The sequence below is a fragment of the Chromobacterium rhizoryzae genome, assembly GCF_020544465.1.
Classification (GTDB): Bacteria; Pseudomonadota; Gammaproteobacteria; order Burkholderiales; family Chromobacteriaceae; genus Chromobacterium.
In genome coordinates this window covers 2,578,942-2,598,950 of record NZ_CP066126.1, presented here as the reverse complement: position 1 = coordinate 2,598,950, position 20,009 = coordinate 2,578,942, and the positions used below count along the sequence as shown (strand labels likewise).

Genomic DNA, 20,009 nt, shown 5'->3' with positions numbered 1-20,009 from the left:
GGCGCAGGCTTGGACACGGGAAAGGAGAGCGGACATGCGCTTGATCGAACTGCACAGCCCCTTGCTGGACGCGGACAGCGTCGCGCTGAGCTTCAAGGCGGACGAGCGTCTGTCGCAGGAGCCCAGTTACCAGCTCGACATCGCCTGCGCCGACCCGGCGCTGGACCTGGACGGGCTGCTCGGCTCGCGGCTGACGGTGGACATCGACCTGGGCGACGAGGGCGTCCGGCCCTTCCACTGCCAGGTGCTGGGCGGCTACGACAGCGGCCAGACCCAGGACAGCTACACCTACACGCTGGAACTGGGCAGCTGGCTGTCCTTCCTGGCGGAGAACCAGAACTGCCGCGTGTTCCAGCAGTTGACGGTGCCGCAGATCGTCGAGCAGGTCTTCGGCGAACATCAGCGGCCGGACTTCCGTTTCGAACTGGAGCACGCTTACGAGCCGCGAGAATACTGCGTGCAGTTCCTGGAGACCGACCTCAACTTCGTCAAGCGGCTGCTGGAGGACGAGGGCATTTACTTCTGGATCGAGCACCAGCCGGAGCGTCATGTGGTGGTGCTGTCCGACACCCAGCGTTTCGACGATCTGGCCGCCGGCTACGGCCTGCTGCGCTTCCTGCCGGACGGCGACGAATTCCGTCCGGTGCCGGGCCGCGAAGGCGTGCAGCGGCTGCAACGCGGGCGGCGGGTGCGGCCGACCAATGTCGCGCTGCGCGATTTCGACTACCACGCGCCGTCCAACCGGCTGGACAGCGACGCCCAGGAGGCGCAAGCCAGCCTGGATGGCATCCGGCTGGAGCATTACGACTACGGCGCCGGCTATAGCGATCAGGCCGGCGGCGACCGGCTGGCGCGGCTGCGGCTGGAGGCCTTGCAGGCGGATTCCCACCAGCTCACCGGCACCGCCAACGCCCGTGGCCTGGCCACCGGCGGCGCCTTCACGCTGGACGGCCACCCGGACGCGGCGCGCAACCGCCGCTACTACGTGACCGCCAGCCAGCTGACTTTCTTGCAGGACGGGCCGGACAGCAGCGGCCAGGGCCGCAATGTGATGGCCGTGTTCCGCGCGATGGCGGACGACCGTCCGTTCCGCCCGCTGCGGCTGACGGCCAAGCCCATCCTGCCCGGCATCCAGAGCGCCACCGTGGTGGGGCCGGTGGACGCGGAAGTGCATACCGACAAGCTGGGCCGCATCCGCGTGCACTTCCACTGGGACCGTTACAAGACCCAGGAAGAAGACGCCTCGTGCTGGATCCGGGTGTCGCAAGCCTGGGCCGGCAAGGGCTGGGGCGTGCTGGCCATGCCTCGGGTGGGCCAGGAAGTGCTGGTCACCTATGTCGACGGCGATCTGGACCGGCCCATGGTCACCGGCATTGTCTACAACGGCGACAATCCAACGCCTTACGACCTGCCGAAAGACATCCGCTACACCGGTCTGGTCACGCGTTCCTTGAAGCAGGGCCGTTACAGCAACGCCAGCCAGATCACCTTCGACGACCAGCGCGGCGCGGAGCGGGTGATGGTGCACGCCGAGCGGGACATGCAGCAGACCACCGAGCGCAACAGCTCGGAAGCGGTGGGCCAGGACCAGAACATCGATGTGAAAGGCACGTCGACCTCGGTCACCGGCGCGTCGATCAAGTTCACCGGGGTGTCGGTGTCCTTCACCGGCCTGTCGGTCAGCTTCACCGGGGTATCCACCAGCTTCACCGGCCTGTCCACCAGTTTCACCGGGGTGTCCACCAGCTTTACCGGCGTCTCCACCGGCTTTACCGGGGTGTCCACCGGTTTTACCGGCGTGTCCACCAGCTTCACCGGCATTTCCACCGGTTTCACCGGGGTGTCCACCAGCTTTACCGGCGTGTCCACCAGCCTGACCGGCACGCGCACCTCGGTGACCGGCACCTCGCAGGGCATGACCGGCATTTCCACCTCGATGACCGGTACCAGCGTGTCGGCCACCGGCATGTCGCAAAGCATGACCGGGGTGTCGTCCTCTTATACCGGCACCTCCACCAGCGTCACCGGCAGCAAGATGTCGGTGACCGGCACCTCCAAGAGCGTGACCGGCACTTCGATGTCGGACACCGGTTCCTCGGTCAGCATCACCGGCACCTCGATGTCCACCACCGGCTCGTCCACCAGCGTGACCGGCAGCAAGATGTCCACCACCGGGTCCGACGTCGGCGTCACCGGCTGTTCGGTGTCCACCACCGGCGCTTCGGTCAAGTTGGTGGGCAGCGATACCTCGATGACGGGTTCCGAGACCAAGGCGGTGGGCAGCAAGATGTCCACCACCGGTTCCAGCATCAGTTCGGTGGGGTCTGAGGTCAGCAGCACCGGCTTCAGCAACTCCACCACCGGTTTCAAATACTCCTACACCGGCGCGTCCTACTCGGACACCGGCGTGGATCTGAAAAAAGTCGGCATGGAGGTCAAAAGCTGATGCCCTTGCGTCATATCAAACCCCAGGCGGCGCTCGTGTCCTCGTCGCGCACCCAGATCGGCGCTCAAGCCATGTTGCGCGTCGGCGTCGGCGTCGGCTTCCGCCTGAGCGATCCCTTCATCCTGGCGCACGAGGCCGCGTGCTGGGAGGCGATCAAGGCCGCGGAGCCGGCGCTGCCGCTGTTCGAGCCGGCCATGCCCAAGCTGCGCGCCGAATGGCTGTTGCTGGGCAGCGCGCATTATCGCGGCCCGGCGGCCGGCGCCGGCGCGCTGGACTGGCTGGCCGAGGCCGAGCTGGGCGGCGTGCGCAAGATCGCGAGTTGCCGGGCGCGGCCGCGCGTGGACGGCGGCCGCGCCGAGGCCAGCCTGGCGCTGGACCCGCGTCAGGCCGCCGCCGGCCTGCAGGGCGAAAACCCTTTCGGCCAACGCCACGCGGCGCCGCCCTTGCAACGGGTCCGCGGCCTGAGCGTGAGCCCGGCGCCGCTGGCGGCGATGGGGCCGCTGGGCAGCGACTGGCCGGAACGCCGCCAATGGCAGCCGCGCTTCGCCGGCTCGCCGCAGGCGATGGCGGAGGACGGCAGCCATATGGGCTGGCCGGCGGCCACCGATCTGCGCTTCTTCCAGCAGGCGGCGCCGGACCAATGGTCGGAGCAGGCTTGCTGGCCGGCGCAAGCGCCGTACGCGCTCAGCGGTTTTCGCGGCGGCGAGCTTCAGGGCCGCTTGCCGGCCCTGCGGCCGCTGCTGCTGGCCGGGCGCGGCGACGGCCCGCTGGACGAGCGCCCGGAACTGAGGCTGCAAACCGTATGGCTGCTGCCGGACGCGGATCTGGGCGTGATGTGGTGGAACGGCTTCCTGCCGCTGGATTACGTGCTGGACGACAGCGTCGGCCGGCTGGCGCTGGGCTTCAAGGACGCCGCCGAGCCGGAGCGGCCGGCGGAGCTTGCCGCCTTCGCCGAGCGCCGCGCGCGGCTGGACGACCAGGACCCGCTCTTGCTGGCCGATCACGCGCTGATGCCGGACCCCGCGCGCGGCTGGGTCTGGGAACAGATCCTGGACTCCGCCGACCATCCGCGCTTCGCGCCGCCGCCGCGCGATCGCGCCGAGATCCGCGCGCGGCTGGAACAGAACCGCGAGGATTTGCGCGAGGCGCAGGCGGCGCAAAGCCGGCTGCAGTCCTTTGTCCGCGCCAATGAAAACGCCTTGGCCGGCCTGCCGCAGGCGGCGGCCGACGAGGAAGACTGGCGCGCGCGGCTGCAAAGCGAGCGCGGCCCCTGGAGCGAGCTGACCATACGCGACGCCGATCTGAGCGGTCTGGTCATCGACGGCCGCGAACTGAACCAGGTCCGCTTCGAACGCTGCAAGCTGGATCACGGCCGCTGGCGGCAATGCCGGCTGGAGCAGGTGCAGTTCGTCGATTGCTCGCTGGCCGGCGCCGTGCTGGAAGCGGTGCGCTGGAGCGGCGGCGGCTTGAACCGCTGCAATCTGGGCGCCAGCGTCTGGAACGGCGTGGAGCTGGCGCAGCTGGGCATAGAGGATTGCCGGCTGGACGACATCGCGGTCAACGGCGGCGCCTGGCGCGCGGTCACCGTGCAGGGCGAGGGCGGCGCCGGCGGCCGGATCGGCCAGCTGCGCTGGGATCAGGTCAATTGGTGCCGGGTGCGCGCCGAGGACTGGCGCTTCACCGGACTGCAGGCCGACGGCCTGGGGCTGGTGGAATGCCAGCTGCCGCGCAGCGGCTGGCGGCAATGCCGGCTGCTGAAGTTCAGCGCGCTGGACACCGATCTGTCCGCCAGCGTCTGGCAGCGCTGCCAGCAACGCTTCGGCGTGGTGTCGCACGGCAGCTCGCTGCGCCAGGCGAGGCTGGAAGACTGCGAACTGCTGTCGTGCAGCTGGCAGGAACTGGACGCGGCGCAGCTGCGGATGGAGCACTGCGCCTGCCCGCAATTGCACGCTCAGCGGCTGCGGGCGCCGGATTCGCTGTGGCGGGGCTGCGCGCTGGACGGCCTCAACGCCACCCACGCCGATCTGACGCGCGCCCGCTTCGAGGCCTGCGCCTTGAAGGACGCGCTGTTCTACGGCGCAAGCCTGGAGGACAGCCGGATGGAGGGCTGCAATCTGATCGACGCCAAAACCGCCTGGATGCGGCCGCCGTCCGGCGGCGGCTGGAGAGGCAATCTGGAAACCGGACGCCAGGACTGGCCGAGGAGGGCGCCATGAGCGCGGCGGGAGAGGAGGTCTTGCGGGAGCTGGCCGGGCAGTTGCCGGCGGTGGTGGAGGGGCTGCGTTTCGACGCGCCGCCGGCGGCGACGTTGAACCGCGCCGTCTACATCGACTGCCGTTTCGAAGGCGTTCACTGGCGGCGGTGCCGCTTCGAGGAGGTCCGCTTCGTCAACTGCCGTTTCGAGGCCAACCGTTTCGAACGCTGCGTCTGGCGCGAGCTGGGCTGCGCCGACAGCCAGTTCATCGACTGCGTTTGGGACGAATGCGAACTGGAACGGGTGGGCTGGCAGCGGGTGAGCGCGTCCGGGGCCCAGTGGCGCGGCGGGCGGCAGCGCGACTTTTCCTGCGTGGAGCTGGACGCGGCCGATTGGCGGCTGAGCGATGTGCACAGCGCGCACGGCTCCTTCGTCGATTGCCGGCTGCGCGAGTGGCAGTTGCAGGGCGGGCGCTGGTCGGACAGCGCCTGGATCCGCAATCAGCTGGACGGTTTCAGCGTGGAAGGCGCGGAGCTGCGCAACTTCATCCACGGCCAGAGCCGGGCGCGGCGCGTGGCGCTGAGCGCCTGCCGGGGCCTGAACGCGCGCTGGATAGATTGCGAGCTGGAGCATATGGCGCTGGACCACTGCGAGCTGCGCCAGGCGGCCTGGTCACACAGCGTCTGGAACGGCGGCGCCATCCGCGCCAGCCGTCTTGCCGGCGCCAGTTTCGACCAGGCCCGGCTGCGGCGGGTGCAAGCGCGCGAGGCCGATCTGGAGCAGGCCCTGTTCGACGGCGCGCGGCTGGAGGACTGCGCCTTCGAGCAACTGAGCGCGCCGCGGCTGTCGCTGCGGCAGGCGCGGCTGGAACAGGTCAATCTGTCCGGCGCCAATTTGCGCGGGCTGGACGCCAGCGGCGCCGCGCTGCAGTCGGTGAAGCTGTCCGGCTGCGATTGCCGCGGCGGCAGGCTGATAGGCCAGCCGCGCGGCGCATGGAGCGCGGCGGACACCGCCGGCGCGCTGTTCGACGATAGCAAACTTGAGCAAGACCGGGCCTGGCGGCAACAGGCGCAGCCCGGACCTAGAGGAGCCGCATGATGACATGGATGCAAGAGAGCGCCCTGGCCTGGGCTGAAACCCCGGCCGAATCCGATCCGGTGCTGCGCGCGCTGCGCGTGGCCGCGCCGACGCCGCGCCCCAGCCAGGAATGGCTGCCGGCGCGGGTGTGCGCCCAAGGCGAGGGAGACGGCGAATGGCTGGTCCGGCTGCCGACCGGCGCGCTGCGCCAGGCGCGCGCCGCCTTCAGCTGCCTGGTGAGGCCGCAGCGCGGCGATCTGGTGCAATTGGCGGCGTCGGAAGAGGGGTGCTGGGTGCTGGCCGTGCTGGAGCGCCCGCAGCCGGGCGGCGTCTGCCGGCTGGAACTGGGCGCGGCCAGCGTGCAGCTGCACGCCGCCGAACTGCATCTGTGCGCCGACGGCGAACTGAGCCTGAACGGCCGGCAGCTCAACAGCCGCGCCCAGGCCATCGCCACCGCGGCACAGGAGCGGCAGACCCATATCGGCGGCACCGACGCCGCGCACTGCGGCAGCCTGCTGCTGCACGCGGACCGCCACATGGGGCTGCACGCCAAGAGCACGGCGCTGAGTTCGGCTTCGCTGTTGAAGCTGGACGCCGGCCAGATCCACGTAGCTTGAGGAGAATCGCGATGTTCGCCAATTGTTCCGCGGGCGGCATGGCCCTGGCGGCCTCCGACGTCTGCAAGACCCCGCCGCTGGGGATTCCGTCCACCTACGCCAATATCGCCAACAAGCCGGAGGCGGTGCCCAATGTGCCGACCATCATTTACGCCGGCGGCCCGGTGCACAACCTCAACACCATCATCCCGATGACCCACGGCGACGAGGGCGGTTCGATGGGCGGCGTGGCTTCCGGCACCGTGGCGGCGTTGTCCCGCCACGTGACCGGCTCCGGCAAGGTGCTGATCCAGGGCGCGCCGCAGACGCGGCTGACCGACACCAATCTGCCCAATAACCAGAACACCGCCGGGCAGACGGTGGCTCCTTCTCAGACCATCACCATGACCTTGAGCTAATGACCTCCTTCTCCTTTGTCCGGCGCGCGCTGCTGCTGTGCGCGCTGGCCGGCCTGGCGGGCTGCTCCTCGCTGTTCTCCTCGCGGAGCGACGAGGGGCCGCGCCAGCTGCACGTCACCCTGGTGGGCGGCGGCCAGCTGAACAACAGCGGCGGCGGCCCGCGGCCGGTGCAGGTCTGCCTGTACGTGGTGCGGGAGGCCAACTGGCTGCCGCCGGCCGGGCTGGAGGATTCCAGCTGCGCCCAGCGCGGCCGCGAAGTGGCGGCCGAATCCCGCCACGTGGTGGCGCCCAATCAAGTGCAGCAAGTGCTGCTGCCGGCCTCCGGCTCGGACCCGGTCTGGCTGCTGGCGGACGCGGACTTCGCCAGCAAGCCACCCGGCTACGCGCCGCTGCGCATCCGGGTGGACGGCCGTCAGCTGATCCATCTGGCGGTGCTGCTGGAGCGCAGCCGCATCGTCGACGCGCTGCGGCCCGCCCCCTTGCCGGCGGACGCCCCCGCGGCGGCGCCCGCCGCGTCGCCGCCGCCGGCCAAGCCCGGCCGCAAGCCTTGGCGCAAAACGCGCAAGGCGCCCATCGCCCATCTGGAGGAAAGCCCATGAGCGCTTTGCCGGTAGGACCCGTCGCCTGGAGCGACGGCATGTTGATAGAAACCCAGCATTTTCAGCAGCAGGAACGCCATCTGGCCCATCAGTTCGGCCTGCGGATGCGCCAGACCTCCAACCACGGCTGGGGTTTTTTCCGGCTGGACGTGGACAGCGACGGCCTGGGCCTGGGCCTGGGCCGGCTGGGCCTGCGCGCCGCCGAAGGCGTGCTGCCGGACGGCACCCCGTTCGCGCTGCCGGCGCACGACCCCTTGCCGGCGCCGCTGGACACCTCGGAGGCCCAGGCCGGCGACATCGCCTGCCTGGCTTTGCCGGCCGCCGGCTGCGGCGGCCCGGAAATGGCCTTCGGCGACGCGCCGGCCGCCGCGCGCTACCACGCCGCCGCCACCGAAGTGCCCGACCTCAGCGTGGGCCTGGACGCGCCGGGCTCGCCGCGGCGGCTGACGCTGGAAACCGGCCGCATGATGACGCGGCTGTGCTGGCAATCGCAATTGCGCGCCGATGAAACCGCCTTGCCCTTCGCCCGGGTGGCCGGGCGCAGCAGCGCGCTGACCCTGCTGCTGGACCCGCGCTTCATCCCGCCGCTGCTGGACAGCCGCGCCCACCAGACGCTGCGCGCGCTGATCGAGGAATTGCAAAGCACGCTGCAAGTGCGGCTGGCCGGCAGCGCCGGCTTGCGCCTGCTGTCCGCCGGCGGCGGCCTGGCCGATCTGGTGGAATTGATGCTGCGCCAGGGCATTGCCGAATACCGGATGCGGCTGGCCCACCTGGACGCCTTCGACCCGCTGCCGCCGGCCTTGTTGTTCCAGGAGCTGATCGGCCTGTTGGGCCGTCTCAGCGTGCTGCCCGGCGTGGACGAGGCCCTGGCCGAGCGGCAGTTCGTCTATCAGCACAACGACCTGCAAGCCGGGTTCGAGCCGCTGGCGGCCACCTTGCGCTACGCGCTGGCCAGGGTGATCGAAACCCCGGTGCTGCCGCTGAAGTTCGAGGACCGCGGCGACCAGGTCCACGTCTGCGTGGTGGACCGCCAGTGGAAGCTGCAGAAGATGGTGTTCGCCTTCTCCGCGGCGATGCCGGCGGACAAGCTGCGCCAATTGCTGCCGCAGCAGGCCAAGCTGGGCGCGGTGGAGCAGATCCAGAAACTGGTGGACCTGCAATTGCCGGGCGCGCGCCTGATCCCTGCGCCCAATCCGCCGCGCCAGGTGCCGTACTACGCGCAGAGCGTGTATTTCGAAGTGGAATCCAGCGACCCGTTCTGGGCGCAGGCCTTCGCCGGCTCGGCGCTGGCGCTGCGCATCGTCGGGGACTTCCAGGACTTGAGGTTTGAGGCTTGGGGGTTGCGCGAAGGCAAGGTCGCTTAGAACCTGTTTACGATCGGCTGCGCGTCGGCGATACGGCGTTGAAAACGTCTTCGAAATGCTCATGTACCAACCGTACATTCCGCTTTCTCAGCCGTTTTCGCCTTGTCTCGCCTTAGCTCGCAAGCTCGTAAACAGGTTCAAAACCCAATAGCCGAAAGAGTGAACCTAAATGAATCTGCTGCATAATTTTTCCTCCATCTTTCGCCGGGCCTCCACCGCGCACCTGAACAGCGGCATGCTGGAAGGCGCGATGCGCAGCCGGCTGGAAAACCTGCCGCTGCTGATGCCGGGCCAGCAAGTGTCCACGCTGGACGCCCAGCCGGAGCCTGAGACACTGGACGCCTTGCCGCTGGCGCTGCCGCCCGCCGCGCCGCCGACGGCGGGCGCGGGCAGGGCGCAGGCCGAGCCCGACGACGCGCCAGTGATCTATCAGCGCTCCGGCGCGCGCGGCGGCCTGCTCAAGGCCGGCCTGCAACAGGCGCAATGGGACAATCCCTTCATCTCCCACGCCTTGCCGGCGGTGCTGCAATTGCAGCGGCTGCAAGGCGGCGCGGCGGAGAGCCAGGCGCAGATCCGCGCCCAGCTGGGCCTGGAACTCAAGCTCTACCGCGAACGCCTGGCGGCCTCCGGCTGCGAGTGGCAACAGGCCCAGGACGCTTCCTACCTGCTGTGCACCTATCTGGACGAGGTCTGCAACGACGCGGCGCGCGGCGCCGGCCAACAGCCCTACGACGGCGAGCGCAGCCTGCTGGTGGAGTTCCACGACGACGCCTGGGGCGGGGAAGACGCCTTCGCCGACCTGCAGCGCTGGCTGCGCCACGAGCCGTCGCCCACCCCCTTGCTGGAGCTGTACGAATTGGTGCTGGCCCTGGGCTGGCAAGGCCGTTACCGGGTGCTGGATCGCGGCGAGACGCTGCTGCAGGACTTGCGCTCGCAGCTGCACGCGGCGATCTGGCGCCAGCGGGAGCCGGAGCCGCTGGGCGCGGAATTGATCGCGCCGCCGCCGCCCCCGCCGCCGCCGGAACCCGAAGCCCCGCCGCGCCAGCGCTGGCTGACCCCGCTGCGCGGTGGCGCCATCGCGCTGGGCGTGGTGGCGCTGGCCTACGGCGCGGCCAATATCAGCCTGGACCTGCTGGGCCGGCCGATACGCGAAGCGCTGGCGGCCTGGACCCCGCCCTTGCGCAGCATCAATCTGGCAACCACTTTGCCGCCGCCGCTGCCGCAGCTGCTGTCCGAAGGCTGGCTGGTGGCCTATAAGCATCCGCAAGGCTGGCTGCTGGTCTTCCGCAGCGACGGCGCCTTCGACGTGGGCAAGGCCGAGGTGAGGGCGTCCTTCCAGAAAAACATCGAACGGCTGGGCCAGGCTTTCGCGCCGTGGCCGGGCGATCTGGAGGTGATAGGCCATACCGACCGCCAGCCGATCCAGACCAGCGCCTTCCCCAGCAATCAGCGCCTGTCCGAGGCGCGCGCGCGCTCGGTGGCGGACACCCTGCGCCAGACCGCGATTCCCGGCGGCGCGCAAGCGCCCGACAACGCGGTGGCGCGGCGCATCGATTCCTCCGGCCGCGGCGACAGCGCGCCGCTGGACGCGGCGCAAACGCCGGCCGCCTATGAGCGCAACCGTCGCGTCGACGTGTTGTGGAAAGTGGTGGACGCGGCCAAGGGCGCGGCGGCCGCCGCCCCGTCGCCCGGTCAAAGCGCTCAGACGCCGGCCCCGCTGGCGCTGGCGCCCGGCGTCGGCATCGCCAACGGCCCCAGCCCGCTGGAGCCCGGCTATAAGGAGCAACAACCATGATCCGGCAAAGCATGCGCGTCTTGATCGCGCTTTTGATCGCGCTGGCGATCTGGTGGATAGGCCCGCTGATCTCCATCGGCGTCTACCGGCCGCTGGGCTGGGCCTTGCTGCGGCACATCCTGGTGGCGGCGGCGCTGATCTGGGGCTTCTGGCCGCTGCTGAGCTGGCTGTGGGGCCGGCTGACCGCCGCGCCGCGCGCCTTCCGACGCGCGCCCAAACCCGCGCCGGAACCGGAGCCGGACCCCGGCCCGCCGGACTATATCAGCGACACCTTGCAGCAACTGGAACGCCAGCTGAGCCGCCGCGGCGGCGCGCCGCTGCCGTGCTATCTGCTCTTGGGCGCCGCCGGCAGCGGCAAAAGCAGCCTGCTGTCCTGGACGCTGCGCGACGGCGCGGCGCCGGCGACGGCGATAGGGCAGGGCCTGGGCCTGGATTTCCGCCTGTCTTCGGACGCAGTGTGGCTGGACACCCAGGGCCAGTGGAACGTCGGCGAAGGCTACGATCAGGAAGCCTCCGCCGCCTGGGACAAGCTGCTGGCCGGCTTGGCGGCCCTGCGCGATAAGGTCAGCGTCAGCGGCGTGGTGCTGTGCGTGGGCGGCGACGATTTGATTTCCATGGCGTCCAAACGCCGTCAGCAAATGGCCGCCACCTTGCGCCAGCGCCTGCTCAAGCTGCGCGACGGCCTGGGGCGCACCCCCAATGTTTACCTGGCCCTGACCGGGGCGGACCGGCTGGACGGCGCGCTGGCGATGCTGAACCAGATGCGGCCGGAGCGTTGGGCGCGCGGCATCGGCTTCCCGCTGCCGCTGGAAGCCGGCGCGGATGCCGCCGGCGCCTGGGCGCCGGCCTTGCACAGTCTGGAGCAAAGAGTGCAGCGCCAGGTGCAGTTCGCCGCGCCCCTGGCCGGCGAGGTGGAGGCCAACCACGCCCAGCTGCGCTTCGTGGAAGCGCTGGGCCGGCTGCGCCAGGCCTTGCAGGGCCTGCTGCCGCCGCTGTTCGCCCGCGACGGCGACGAGGACGCGGCTCATCTGCGCGGCCTGTGGCTGGGCTCGGTGGCGGAAGTGGCCGACATCGAAATCGACGGACCGGAACCGGCGACGCGGCCGCTGGGCGAGCTGTGGACGCCCTTGCTGCGCCAGGTGGCGGTGGAACGGCAGTTGATGGAGCAGAACCTGACCGCGGCCGAGCGCCAGGCGCGGGAACGGCCGGCCCCGCCCGCGCCGCCCTCGCGCAAGCGCCGCCTGCTGAACGCGCTGCGCTGGGCGGCCTTGCCGGCCTTGGCGCTGGGCCTGCTGGTCTGGGTGGCCTGGGGCTATTTCGCCGAGCGCAACTATCTGGAATACGTCTGGGCCCAGTTCAGCGAGGGCAAGACGCTGGCGCGGGAACAGGCCGGCAGCGCGCCCAGCGCCGGATCGCCGCTGCTGGCGGTGGCCGCGCAGATGCGTTATGCCCAGGCTCAGGCGGAAAGCGCCGAACGCGGGATGAGAACCCCGTATTTCGAGCACCGCCGCGTGGCTGAAACCGCCACCGCCACCTATCACCGCCATCTGCAGAAAACGCTGATGCCGGAGCTGTACAACGAGGTGAAACGCACCTTGCTGGCGCAGACCGAGGGCAGCCCCGGCGATATCTTCTTGACGCTCAAGGTTTACTTGATGCTGTGCCGGCCGCAATACCGCTCCGCCGACGCGGTGGAGCGCTGGATCGCCGGGCGCTGGGAGGCGTTGTCCGAAGGCCAGTACAACGACGAGGACCGGCGCATGCTGATCGCCGACGCGCGCGCGCTGATCGCGCTGCCCGGCCTGCCGGCGGCGCCGGAGGACGCCAATCTGGTGCAGACGGCCCGCGCCCGCGCCTCGCAGATTCCGGTGGTGACCCGGGTGCTCAACCATGTGCGGGAGCAGGGCCTGCCGGCGCAGATTCAGGACATCTCGCTGGCGCGCGCGGCCGGCTTCGGCTCCGCGATGAGCTTGCGCATGCGCAACAATGTGCCGGACACCGACAGCGCCGTTTCCGGCTGGTACACCCGCGCCGGCTATGTCGACGCCTTCCTGCCGCGGCTGGAGACCAGCGCCCGCGCCATGCTGGAGGAGCAGAGCTGGGTGCTGCGCAACGAACCGCTGCGCGGCAACGGCTTTGAAATCGACAGCCTGGTGCAGAAGCTGGCCGACAGCGCCCGCAACCAGTATCTGCAGGACTACATCACCGCCTGGCAAAGCTTTCTGGCCAATGTCAGCGTGCGCTCCGTCACCGGCCTCGACGACGCCGCGCAACTGGCGGCGTCGATGATGAACTCGCAGTCCCCGCTGGCCAATCTGCTGCGCTTCGCCGGACGCGAAACCATGTTGACCGGCAACTACGACGGCGGCATGGACAGCTGGATAGACCGCCAGAAGGCGCGGCTGGAGAAAAGCCGCCGCTCGCTGGTGGGCGAGATCAACGGCGAGCGCTACCGGACCACCTTGCTGCCGGAACACGCGGTGGAGGAGCACTTCCAGTCCTTGCGCCAGATCGCCAAGCAATTGGAGAAGAACGACAACAGCGGCAGCAATCCGCTGGCGAGGCTGTTCGATTCGCTGTACCGCCAGCTGGGCCTGGTCAACGGCGCGCTGCAAACCGGCCAGGTGCTGCCGGCGCAATACGATGTGTTCACCAAGCTGCGCGGCGACGCCGGCCTGCAGCCGGAACCGGTGCGCGGCATCATGCTGGACCTGATCAACAACGGCAGCGCCGCCACCTCCAGCCAGACCCAGGCGGTGCTCAACAAGGGGGCGGCCGGCGCCACCCGCAGCGCCTGCGACCAGGGCCTGACCGGACGCTATCCCTTCCGCCGCGGCGCCGGCGCGGACGCCAGCGTGGAAGGCTTTGAGCGGCTGTTCGCGCCGCAGGGCGCGATGGCGGTGTATTTCCGCGAGCATCTGGCCGCCTATGTCGACACCTCGGTCACGCCGTGGAAGGCGCGCAGCGTGGACGGCGGCAAGCAGGCGCTGCTGAGCCCGGACGTGATAGGCGCTTACGAGAGCGCCAGCCGCATCCGCGACGCGATGCTGGACGACGGCGGACGCTTGCGCGTGCCCACGGTCTTGCGCTTCCTGGACATGGACCCGCAATTGGCCGAGGTGCAACTGGATCTGGCCGGCCAGACCCTGCGCTTCGCCCACGGCGCCACCACGCCGCAGCGCATCGACTGGAACGGCCAGAGCCAGAAGCTGGCGATACGGCTGCAGATGAAGTCGGTGGACGGCCGGGTCAACACCCTGCAATACGACGGTCCGTGGGCGCTGTTCCGCTTCTTCGACGCCGGCCGCGGCGTGGGCGGGACCGCGGACCGCCGCGAGCGTCTGTACCAGGGCAGCCTGGGTTCGGTGCGCATCGAGTGGCAGTCGCTGTCCTCGCCGTCGCCGCTGTGGTCCGGGCTGATCCAGTCCTTCCGTTGTCCGCAAGGCGGCTGACAACGGCTCCGGGGCCGGCGCGGCCGGTCCCGGGCAGCATTGCCGCCGTTTGCTTCATTCCATGACCCACTGAAAGGAAACACCATGACCAAGGCCGCAGAAAACATGATCAACCCGGCGGAAATCCTCAAGGCGTGCAGCGCCGCCCACCAGTACGGCCAGAGCGCCGGCGGCTCCATGGCAGAGCCGTTCATGAACTCGGTGCCGGGCATGTCCACCGCCTCCGGCAGCAACGCCAGCAATATGATAGGCAATGTGCAGGACGTGGGCCGTCAGATGCTGGATCACATGACGGCGATCAAGTCCGCGGTGGACAAGCAGGTGGCGGTGCACCAGGACCAGCAGCGCCGGCAGAAGACTTACGACTTCCAGCCGGACATGTCCGACCTGCGCCCCAGCGACGCCAAGGGTTTCCCCACGGAAATGCCGGAAGCCTTCTTCGCGCCCTTCATGAAGAAATAGACGGGACGGGCGGGAGCCCGGGGCGCATCCCCGCCCCGGGCCCTGGCCGCCGTTCAGCCGCCGCTGTCGGCGAACTTCTCCAAGTAGAGCTTGAGGCGCTCGCAGCCGTGACGGCGCAGCCAGTCGCGCATCGCGTCCACCATCGGCGGCGGGCCGCAGAGATAGATGTCGGCGGCCCGCGCGCGCAGCGCGTCCGCGTCCAGATGATCCGGGATCAGCCCGCGCTTGCCGCTCCAATTCTCTCCCGGCGCCGTCACCACCGGATGCCAGACAAAGCCGGGCAGCCGTTCGGCCAGGCCGCGCAAGCGCGGCAGCTCGCACAGATCGCCTTCGCGGTTGACGCCGTAGTACAGCGTCACCGGCTGGCCGCAGCCGCCTTGTTCCGCCAATTGATCCAGCATGCCGAGAAAGGCGGACAGGCCGGTGCCGCCGGCCAGCATCAGCACCGGCTTGTCGATGTGGCGCAGATAGAAGCTGCCCAGCGGCGCCTCCAGCTCGATGCGGTCGCCGGCCCGCCAGCCGTCGCGCAGATAATTGCTCATCGCGCCGTCCGGCAGCAGCCGCACCAGAAAGCGCAGCTGCTTGTCCGCGCCGGGGGCGTGGGCGAAGGAGTAGGCGCGCCACTGCTCGCCGCCGGGCACGCGCAGCCTGGCGTACTGGCCGGGCAGGAAGGACAGCGCGCCTGCTGCGGCGGAGGCGTCCAGGCACAGCACGGCGCAGCTGTCCGACACCGGCTCCACCCGGCTGACCACGGCGCTGAGACGGGCGGCCGGCGCGCCGCGGCACAGGCTGGAGTCGAAGTCGAAGGAAAAGGCCGCGTCCGACAGCACCCGGGTCTGGCAGGACAGCACGCTGCGTTCCGCCAATTCCTCCGCGGACAGCGCCTCGGGGTCGACATAGTCCTGGCTGTAATCGCCGCGGTCGCAGCGGCCGCGGCAGGTGGCGCACACGCCCTCGCGGCAGTCCATCGGGATCTTGATGCCCTGGCGCAGCGCGGCGTCCAGCAGCAATTCCCCCGGCCGCGCTTCCAGAAATAGCGTTCTGCCATCGAGAAAATTCAAAGCCACTTGATGCATATCGGCGCTTTCCGATTCAAAGATGGTAGAAGTCCAACACCGCGTTGACGGTATCGTTCAGCAAGAGCACATGCTGACGCCGGATCAGCCAGCCGTCGCCGTTTCGCGCCAGCGTGTACGCGGCGCGGCCGTAAAAATAGCGGGTCTCGCCAAAGCGGGTGTAGAAGGTGGCCCAGTTGACGCGCGCCTCCACCAGCCCGTCCGCGCCGCGTTCCACGCGGAGATTGGCCAACTGGTGCAAGGTGCGCGGCATCGGGTTGCAGGCGGCGGATTTGCCGGTGCGGATGCGGAATACCCGGTCTTCCAGGCCGGCGCGGCTGGCGTAGTAGATCAGCGACATCTCGCGCTTGGGGTCGGTGGTGTACACATGCTCGGCGTCCCATTGCGGCACGTGGTATTCGCAGTCCGGTGCGTAATCGGCCAGGTAGGCGTCCCAGTCCTGGCTGTCGCAGCGCTCGGCGTGGCGGTAGAGGAACTGCTCCACCTGATAATGCAGTTCGATATTCATTGCTCGGCCTCCTCGGCGGCGGCGCGCCGCTCCAGCCCTTGCAGCAGGCATTGCCGCCAGGCGCTGTGCTGGTTGACGTACAGGCCCTCATGGGTGATTTCGGTTCCGGTCAGGCAGGGGCGGATGCCCAGGGTCAGGCTATTGGGCGTGGCGCCGGTCTGCCAGCGCGGGTGGCCGCGCGAGATGTCGCTCCAGCGCTCCAGCCGCCCCTGGAAGCCGCGCTGGGCCTCGCGGAACTCGGTCAGATCGTCCGGCGTGCCCATGCCGGACACATTGAAGAAGTCCTCGAACTGGCGGATGCGGTTTTCGCGGTCGGCGGCGGATTCGCCCTTGACGCCCAGGCATTGGCTTTGCACCAGGGTCTTGTTCCAGGCCAGCGGGCGGATGATGCGCAGCTGGGAGCTGATCTGGTCCATGAAGAACAGGCTGGGGTAGATGTTGAGATTGCGCAGCCGGTGCATCATCCATTCCGCCTTGGCCTGGCCGTGTTCGGCCACCAGCCGCGGCATGATGCCGGCGTAGCCGGGCCGCACCGCGGGGTTGGGCATGTCGCTGAACAGCAGACTGTGGCCGTTGGGGAAGGAGAACCAGCCGTCGTCGGTGGCGGCGTCGCCGGCGCCCAGCTTGCTGTAGTCCAGCGTGGCGGCCTGCGCCTCGCCTTGCTGGCGGCTGACTTCCTGGCGGTGCTGCACCGTGGCCACGTAGTTGTAATGCACGGTGCTGACGTGGTAGCCGTCCAGGCCGTTTTCGTTTTGCAGCTTCCAGTTGCCGTCGTAGGTGTAGCTGGATTTGCCGGGCAGCACTTCCAGCTCGCCGCTGGGGGATTGCGCCACCATCATGTCGAAAAAGACCTTGGCGTCGCCCAGATAGTCTTCCAGCGCGTCCGCGCCGTCCGTGTCCAGGCTGACGAAGACGAAGCCCTTGTAGCTGGCGACGCGCGCCTGTTTCAGCGATCGGCCGGCCTTGTCGAAATCCGCCGGGTATTCGCCCGGGGCCTTGACCTTGAGCAGGCGGCCGTCGTTCTTGTAGCACCAGGCGTGGAAGGGGCAGGTGAAGGTGGATTGATTGCCCTTGCACTGGCGCACCAGGGTGGCGCCGCGGTGCTGGCAGGCGTTGACCAGCGCGTGCAGGCCGCCGTTGGCGTCGCGGCTGACGATCAGCGGCTGGCGGCCGGCCTGCAGGGTGATGAAGTCGTTGGGCTCGGCGATTTCGCTTTCGTGACAGGCGTAGATCCAGACTTTCTCGAAGATCAGCTCCATCTCCAGCTCGAACAGCTGAGCGTCGGTGAACATATCGCGGGCGATGCGGTAGACGCCGTCGTCCGGGCGGAAGTCCAGGCAGCCGCCGACGAAGCTGCGCCATTGCGCCGTGGTGCGGAAGGTTGTGCTCATCGTAATGTCCTTGAACAGGTTCTGCGTTCCGGCGGGCCCGCCGCGCCGGGCGGCGGGCCGCGGTTTCAATCAGTCCATCAGCCTTGGTCCATCAGGCCTGGGCGCGGGCGCGGCTGACCTCGGTGGAGGGGGCCGGAGCCGCTTCGCGGTGCAGGGTGAAATTGAACTCGATGCGGGCGAAAGGCTTGCCCACGCCGCTCTGGCGCAGTTCTTCCGGCGCGCTGACGCGCTGGACGTCCGGCACCAGCCCTTCGCGGGTGCCGAAGGCGAAGTCGTCCCACAGATGCGGATCGTCCTGGATGTTGATCTGGGTGGTCAGCTTGCGGAAGCCCGGCGCGGACACGAAGAAGTGAACGTGGGCCGGACGGTGGCCGTGACGGCCCAGCTGCCGCAGCAGCCGGTCGGTGGCGCCGCCCGGCGGCACGCTGTAGCCACAGGGCATGATGCTGCGGAAGCGGTAGCGGCCTTGCTCGTCGGCGCGGATGCCGCGGCGCAGATTGAAATCGCTCTGGGTTTTATCGAAGTAGGAGTAATTGCCCAGGCTGTTGGCGTGCCATACCTCCACCAGCGCGTGCGGCACCGGCCGGCCGGCGTCGTCCCGCACCTGGCCGCGCATGAACAAGGGTTCGCCGTCGTCCTTGCCGTCGTCCAGCCGCGCCTCGCATTCGCACAGCGGCGCGCCGGCCACGTAGAGCGGCCCTTCTATGGTGCGCGGCGTGCCGCCGAGCAGGCCGGCCTTGCGTTCGGCCTCGTCGGCGCGCAGGTCCAGGAAGTGTTCCAGCCCGAGACCGGGCACGATCAGGCCCAGCTCGCCGCTGCGGCCGGCGTCGGCCAACAGCTCCACCGCGCTCCAGAACTCCGACGGCTGGATGTCGAAGTCCTCGATCGCGTAGCACAGCTCGCGCATCAAGCGGTTGACGATGGCGCGGGTGCGCGGATTGGCCTGCTCGCTGGCGGTTTGGTCGAAGCGTTGCAGCAGGGCGTCGATTTCGGCGCGTTCCATGGTGTTTCTCCTTTGTTGACGGGCGGGGCGGGGGTCTTGTGTTTTGCCGCCGCCGCAGTGGACCGCGAAAGCGGGCGCCTAGCGGTCGTCGGCGTGGATGCTGGACGGATGCCGGTTCAAGGGCCTGACCTCGATGCGCATGAAGGGGAAGAGCGGCAGGCTGGACAGCAATTGGTGCAGTTCTTCGGCGTCGGCGACGTCGAATACGCTGATGTTGGCGTACTGGCCGCTGAGCCTCCATAGATGGCGCCATTGACCGCTGCGTTGCAGCGCTTGCGCGCGTTCGCGCTCGTCCAGCTTCAAGGCCGCCGCCCGTTCCGGGTCCAGGTCGTGCGGCAGTTGTACTTGCATTTCCACATGAAACAGCATGGTGGTCTCCTTGGAGTGTCGGGTGTCAGACCGCGTGCAGGCGCGGCGCGGTCCGGTCGCGGCGCAGGGCCGCCAGCTTGTCCGGGTCCGGGCGCACGCCCAGGCCGGGGCCGGACGGCAGTTGCAGTTCGAAATCGCGGTAGCAGAGCGGCTCGCTCAGCAATTCCTCGGTCAGCAGCAGCGGGCCGAACAGCTCGCTGCCCCAGTCCAGCCGTTCGAAGGTGGAGAACAACTGGGCCGAGGCGATGGTGCCGATGCCGCCTTCCAGCATGGTGCCGCCGTAGAGGCCCAAGCCGTTGACGACGGCGATCTCGGCCACCTGGCGCGCGGCGAACAGGCCGCCGGACTGCGCTATCTTCACCGCGAACACGTCGGCGGCGTCCCGGCGCGCCAGCTGATTGGCGTCCGCCGGGCCGTGCAGGGATTCGTCCGCCATGATGGGCACCTCGAAGCGCCGCGCCAGCCGGGCCAGCGCCGCCGGGTGTTCGCGCGGCACCGGCTGTTCGATCAGCTCCACGCCGCCGTCCTGCAGCCGGGCGATGGCGCGCTCGGCCTGCATCTCGCTCCAGGCCTGGTTGACGTCGACGCGCACGCCGGCGCGGCCGTCCAGCGCGCGGCGTATCGCCAGCACATGGGCCACGTCGTCTTCCGGCGCGCGCAAGCCTATCTTCAGCTTGAACGCGCGGTGGCGGCGCCGCTCCAGCATGGCCTCGGCCTCGGCGATGTCGCGGCCGGTGTCGCCGCTGGCCAGGGTCCAGGCCACCGGCAGGCTGTCGCGCACCCGGCCGCCCAGCAGCTCGCTCAGCGGCACCTCCAGCCGCCGCGCCTGGATGTCCAGCAAGGCGGTTTCCAGCGCGCACTTGGCGAAGCGGTTGCCGCGGGCGCCACGGCGCAGCTTGCCCAGCAGGCGGCCGAAGTCGCGGGCGTCCTCGCCCAGCAGCAGCGGCGCCAGGTAGCAGTCGATATTGGTCTTGACGCTTTCCGGGCTTTCTTCGCCGTATTGCAGCCCGCCTATGGTGGTGGCCTCGCCCCAGCCTTCTTGTCCGTCGCGGCAGCGGATGCGGACCAGGGCCAGCGTCTGGCCGCGCAGGGTGGCCACCGACAACTGGTGCGGGCGGATGGTGGGCAGATCAACCAGAATGGTCTCCACCGTGTCTATCGCGGTATCAGGTATCAAGATTGCGCTCCCGTGGTTTCGGATATCATGCAAGCCTGTGGAACCGCGGGTCCAACACCGTTTTCGTCTGCTTCCATACCT

At 69.3% G+C, this 20,009-nt stretch carries 16 protein-coding genes; 10 read left to right on the top strand and 6 right to left on the bottom strand.

The genetic code is table 11. From position 1 onward, the window contains the following. Window positions 1-34: 34 nt before the first annotated feature. From JC616_RS11770 to JC616_RS11720, 10 genes are all read left to right on the top strand, one after another. The gene (locus tag JC616_RS11770) at window positions 35-2,446 is read left to right on the top strand and encodes a type VI secretion system Vgr family protein (RefSeq protein WP_227108458.1); all 2,412 of its coding nucleotides are present in this window, start codon (window positions 35-37) and stop codon (window positions 2,444-2,446) included. Further along, window positions 2,446-4,662 carry a DUF2169 family type VI secretion system accessory protein gene (locus JC616_RS11765; protein WP_227108456.1) on the top strand — a complete coding sequence of 739 codons (2,217 nt, stop codon included), beginning with the start codon at window positions 2,446-2,448 and terminating at the stop codon, window positions 4,660-4,662. The genes JC616_RS11770 and JC616_RS11765 overlap by 1 nt, the downstream gene beginning before the upstream one ends. After that, the gene (locus tag JC616_RS11760) at window positions 4,659-5,738 is read left to right on the top strand and encodes a pentapeptide repeat-containing protein (protein WP_227108455.1); all 1,080 of its coding nucleotides are present in this window, start codon (window positions 4,659-4,661) and stop codon (window positions 5,736-5,738) included. Before JC616_RS11765 ends, JC616_RS11760 begins: the two co-directional genes overlap by 4 nt. After that, window positions 5,738-6,334, top strand: coding sequence for a DUF3540 domain-containing protein (locus JC616_RS11755; RefSeq protein ID WP_107800058.1), 597 nt, complete (start codon window positions 5,738-5,740; stop codon window positions 6,332-6,334). Before JC616_RS11760 ends, JC616_RS11755 begins: the two co-directional genes overlap by 1 nt. Before the next feature lie 11 nt (window positions 6,335-6,345). Continuing rightward, window positions 6,346-6,732, top strand: coding sequence for a DUF4150 domain-containing protein (locus JC616_RS11750; RefSeq protein ID WP_043593253.1), 387 nt, complete (start codon window positions 6,346-6,348; stop codon window positions 6,730-6,732). Next, complete coding sequence (locus tag JC616_RS11745) at window positions 6,732-7,331, top strand: type VI secretion lipoprotein TssJ (RefSeq protein WP_227108453.1); 600 nt, start codon at window positions 6,732-6,734, stop codon at window positions 7,329-7,331. The genes JC616_RS11750 and JC616_RS11745 overlap by 1 nt, the downstream gene beginning before the upstream one ends. Next, window positions 7,328-8,695: a type VI secretion system baseplate subunit TssK gene (gene tssK / locus JC616_RS11740; protein WP_227108452.1), complete on the top strand. Its 1,368-nt coding sequence runs from the start codon at window positions 7,328-7,330 to the stop codon at window positions 8,693-8,695. The genes JC616_RS11745 and tssK overlap by 4 nt, the downstream gene beginning before the upstream one ends. 169 nt (window positions 8,696-8,864) lie before the next feature. Next, window positions 8,865-10,490 carry a type IVB secretion system protein IcmH/DotU gene (gene icmH, locus JC616_RS24570; RefSeq protein WP_319792933.1) on the top strand — a complete coding sequence of 542 codons (1,626 nt, stop codon included), beginning with the start codon at window positions 8,865-8,867 and terminating at the stop codon, window positions 10,488-10,490. Continuing rightward, complete coding sequence (gene tssM, locus JC616_RS11725) at window positions 10,487-13,942, top strand: type VI secretion system membrane subunit TssM (RefSeq protein WP_227108451.1); 3,456 nt, start codon at window positions 10,487-10,489, stop codon at window positions 13,940-13,942. The genes icmH and tssM overlap by 4 nt, the downstream gene beginning before the upstream one ends. Window positions 13,943-14,026: 84 nt before the next feature. Next, on the top strand, window positions 14,027-14,404 hold the full coding sequence (locus tag JC616_RS11720) for a DUF6277 family protein (RefSeq protein ID WP_199225904.1): 378 nt from the start codon (window positions 14,027-14,029) through the stop codon (window positions 14,402-14,404). Window positions 14,405-14,457: 53 nt separating this feature from the next. Here the strand turns inward: JC616_RS11720 and antC are convergent, their stop codons facing one another. The 6 genes from antC to JC616_RS11690 form a co-directional block, all read right to left on the bottom strand. After that, window positions 14,458-15,480 carry an anthranilate 1,2-dioxygenase electron transfer component AntC gene (antC, locus tag JC616_RS11715; RefSeq protein ID WP_227108450.1) on the bottom strand — a complete coding sequence of 341 codons (1,023 nt, stop codon included), beginning with the start codon at window positions 15,478-15,480 and terminating at the stop codon, window positions 14,458-14,460. A gap of 16 nt (window positions 15,481-15,496) precedes the next feature. After that, entirely contained in the window at window positions 15,497-15,988 is a 492-nt protein-coding gene (gene antB / locus JC616_RS11710; RefSeq protein ID WP_227108449.1) for an anthranilate 1,2-dioxygenase small subunit, read from the bottom strand. Next, a complete protein-coding gene (gene antA / locus JC616_RS11705; RefSeq protein WP_227108448.1) occupies window positions 15,985-17,379 on the bottom strand; it encodes an anthranilate 1,2-dioxygenase large subunit in 1,395 nt (464 codons plus the stop codon). The genes antB and antA overlap by 4 nt, the downstream gene beginning before the upstream one ends. Window positions 17,380-17,470: 91 nt before the next feature. Further along, window positions 17,471-18,382: a catechol 1,2-dioxygenase gene (catA, locus tag JC616_RS11700; protein ID WP_227108447.1), complete on the bottom strand. Its 912-nt coding sequence runs from the start codon at window positions 18,380-18,382 to the stop codon at window positions 17,471-17,473. Between the two features lie 78 nt (window positions 18,383-18,460). Beyond that, window positions 18,461-18,751, bottom strand: coding sequence for a muconolactone Delta-isomerase (catC, locus tag JC616_RS11695; protein ID WP_107800049.1), 291 nt, complete (start codon window positions 18,749-18,751; stop codon window positions 18,461-18,463). A gap of 25 nt (window positions 18,752-18,776) precedes the next feature. Further along, window positions 18,777-19,928 (bottom strand): muconate/chloromuconate family cycloisomerase, encoded by a 1,152-nt coding sequence (locus JC616_RS11690; protein ID WP_319792932.1) that lies wholly within the window; start codon window positions 19,926-19,928, stop codon window positions 18,777-18,779. Window positions 19,929-20,009: the final 81 nt, after the last annotated feature.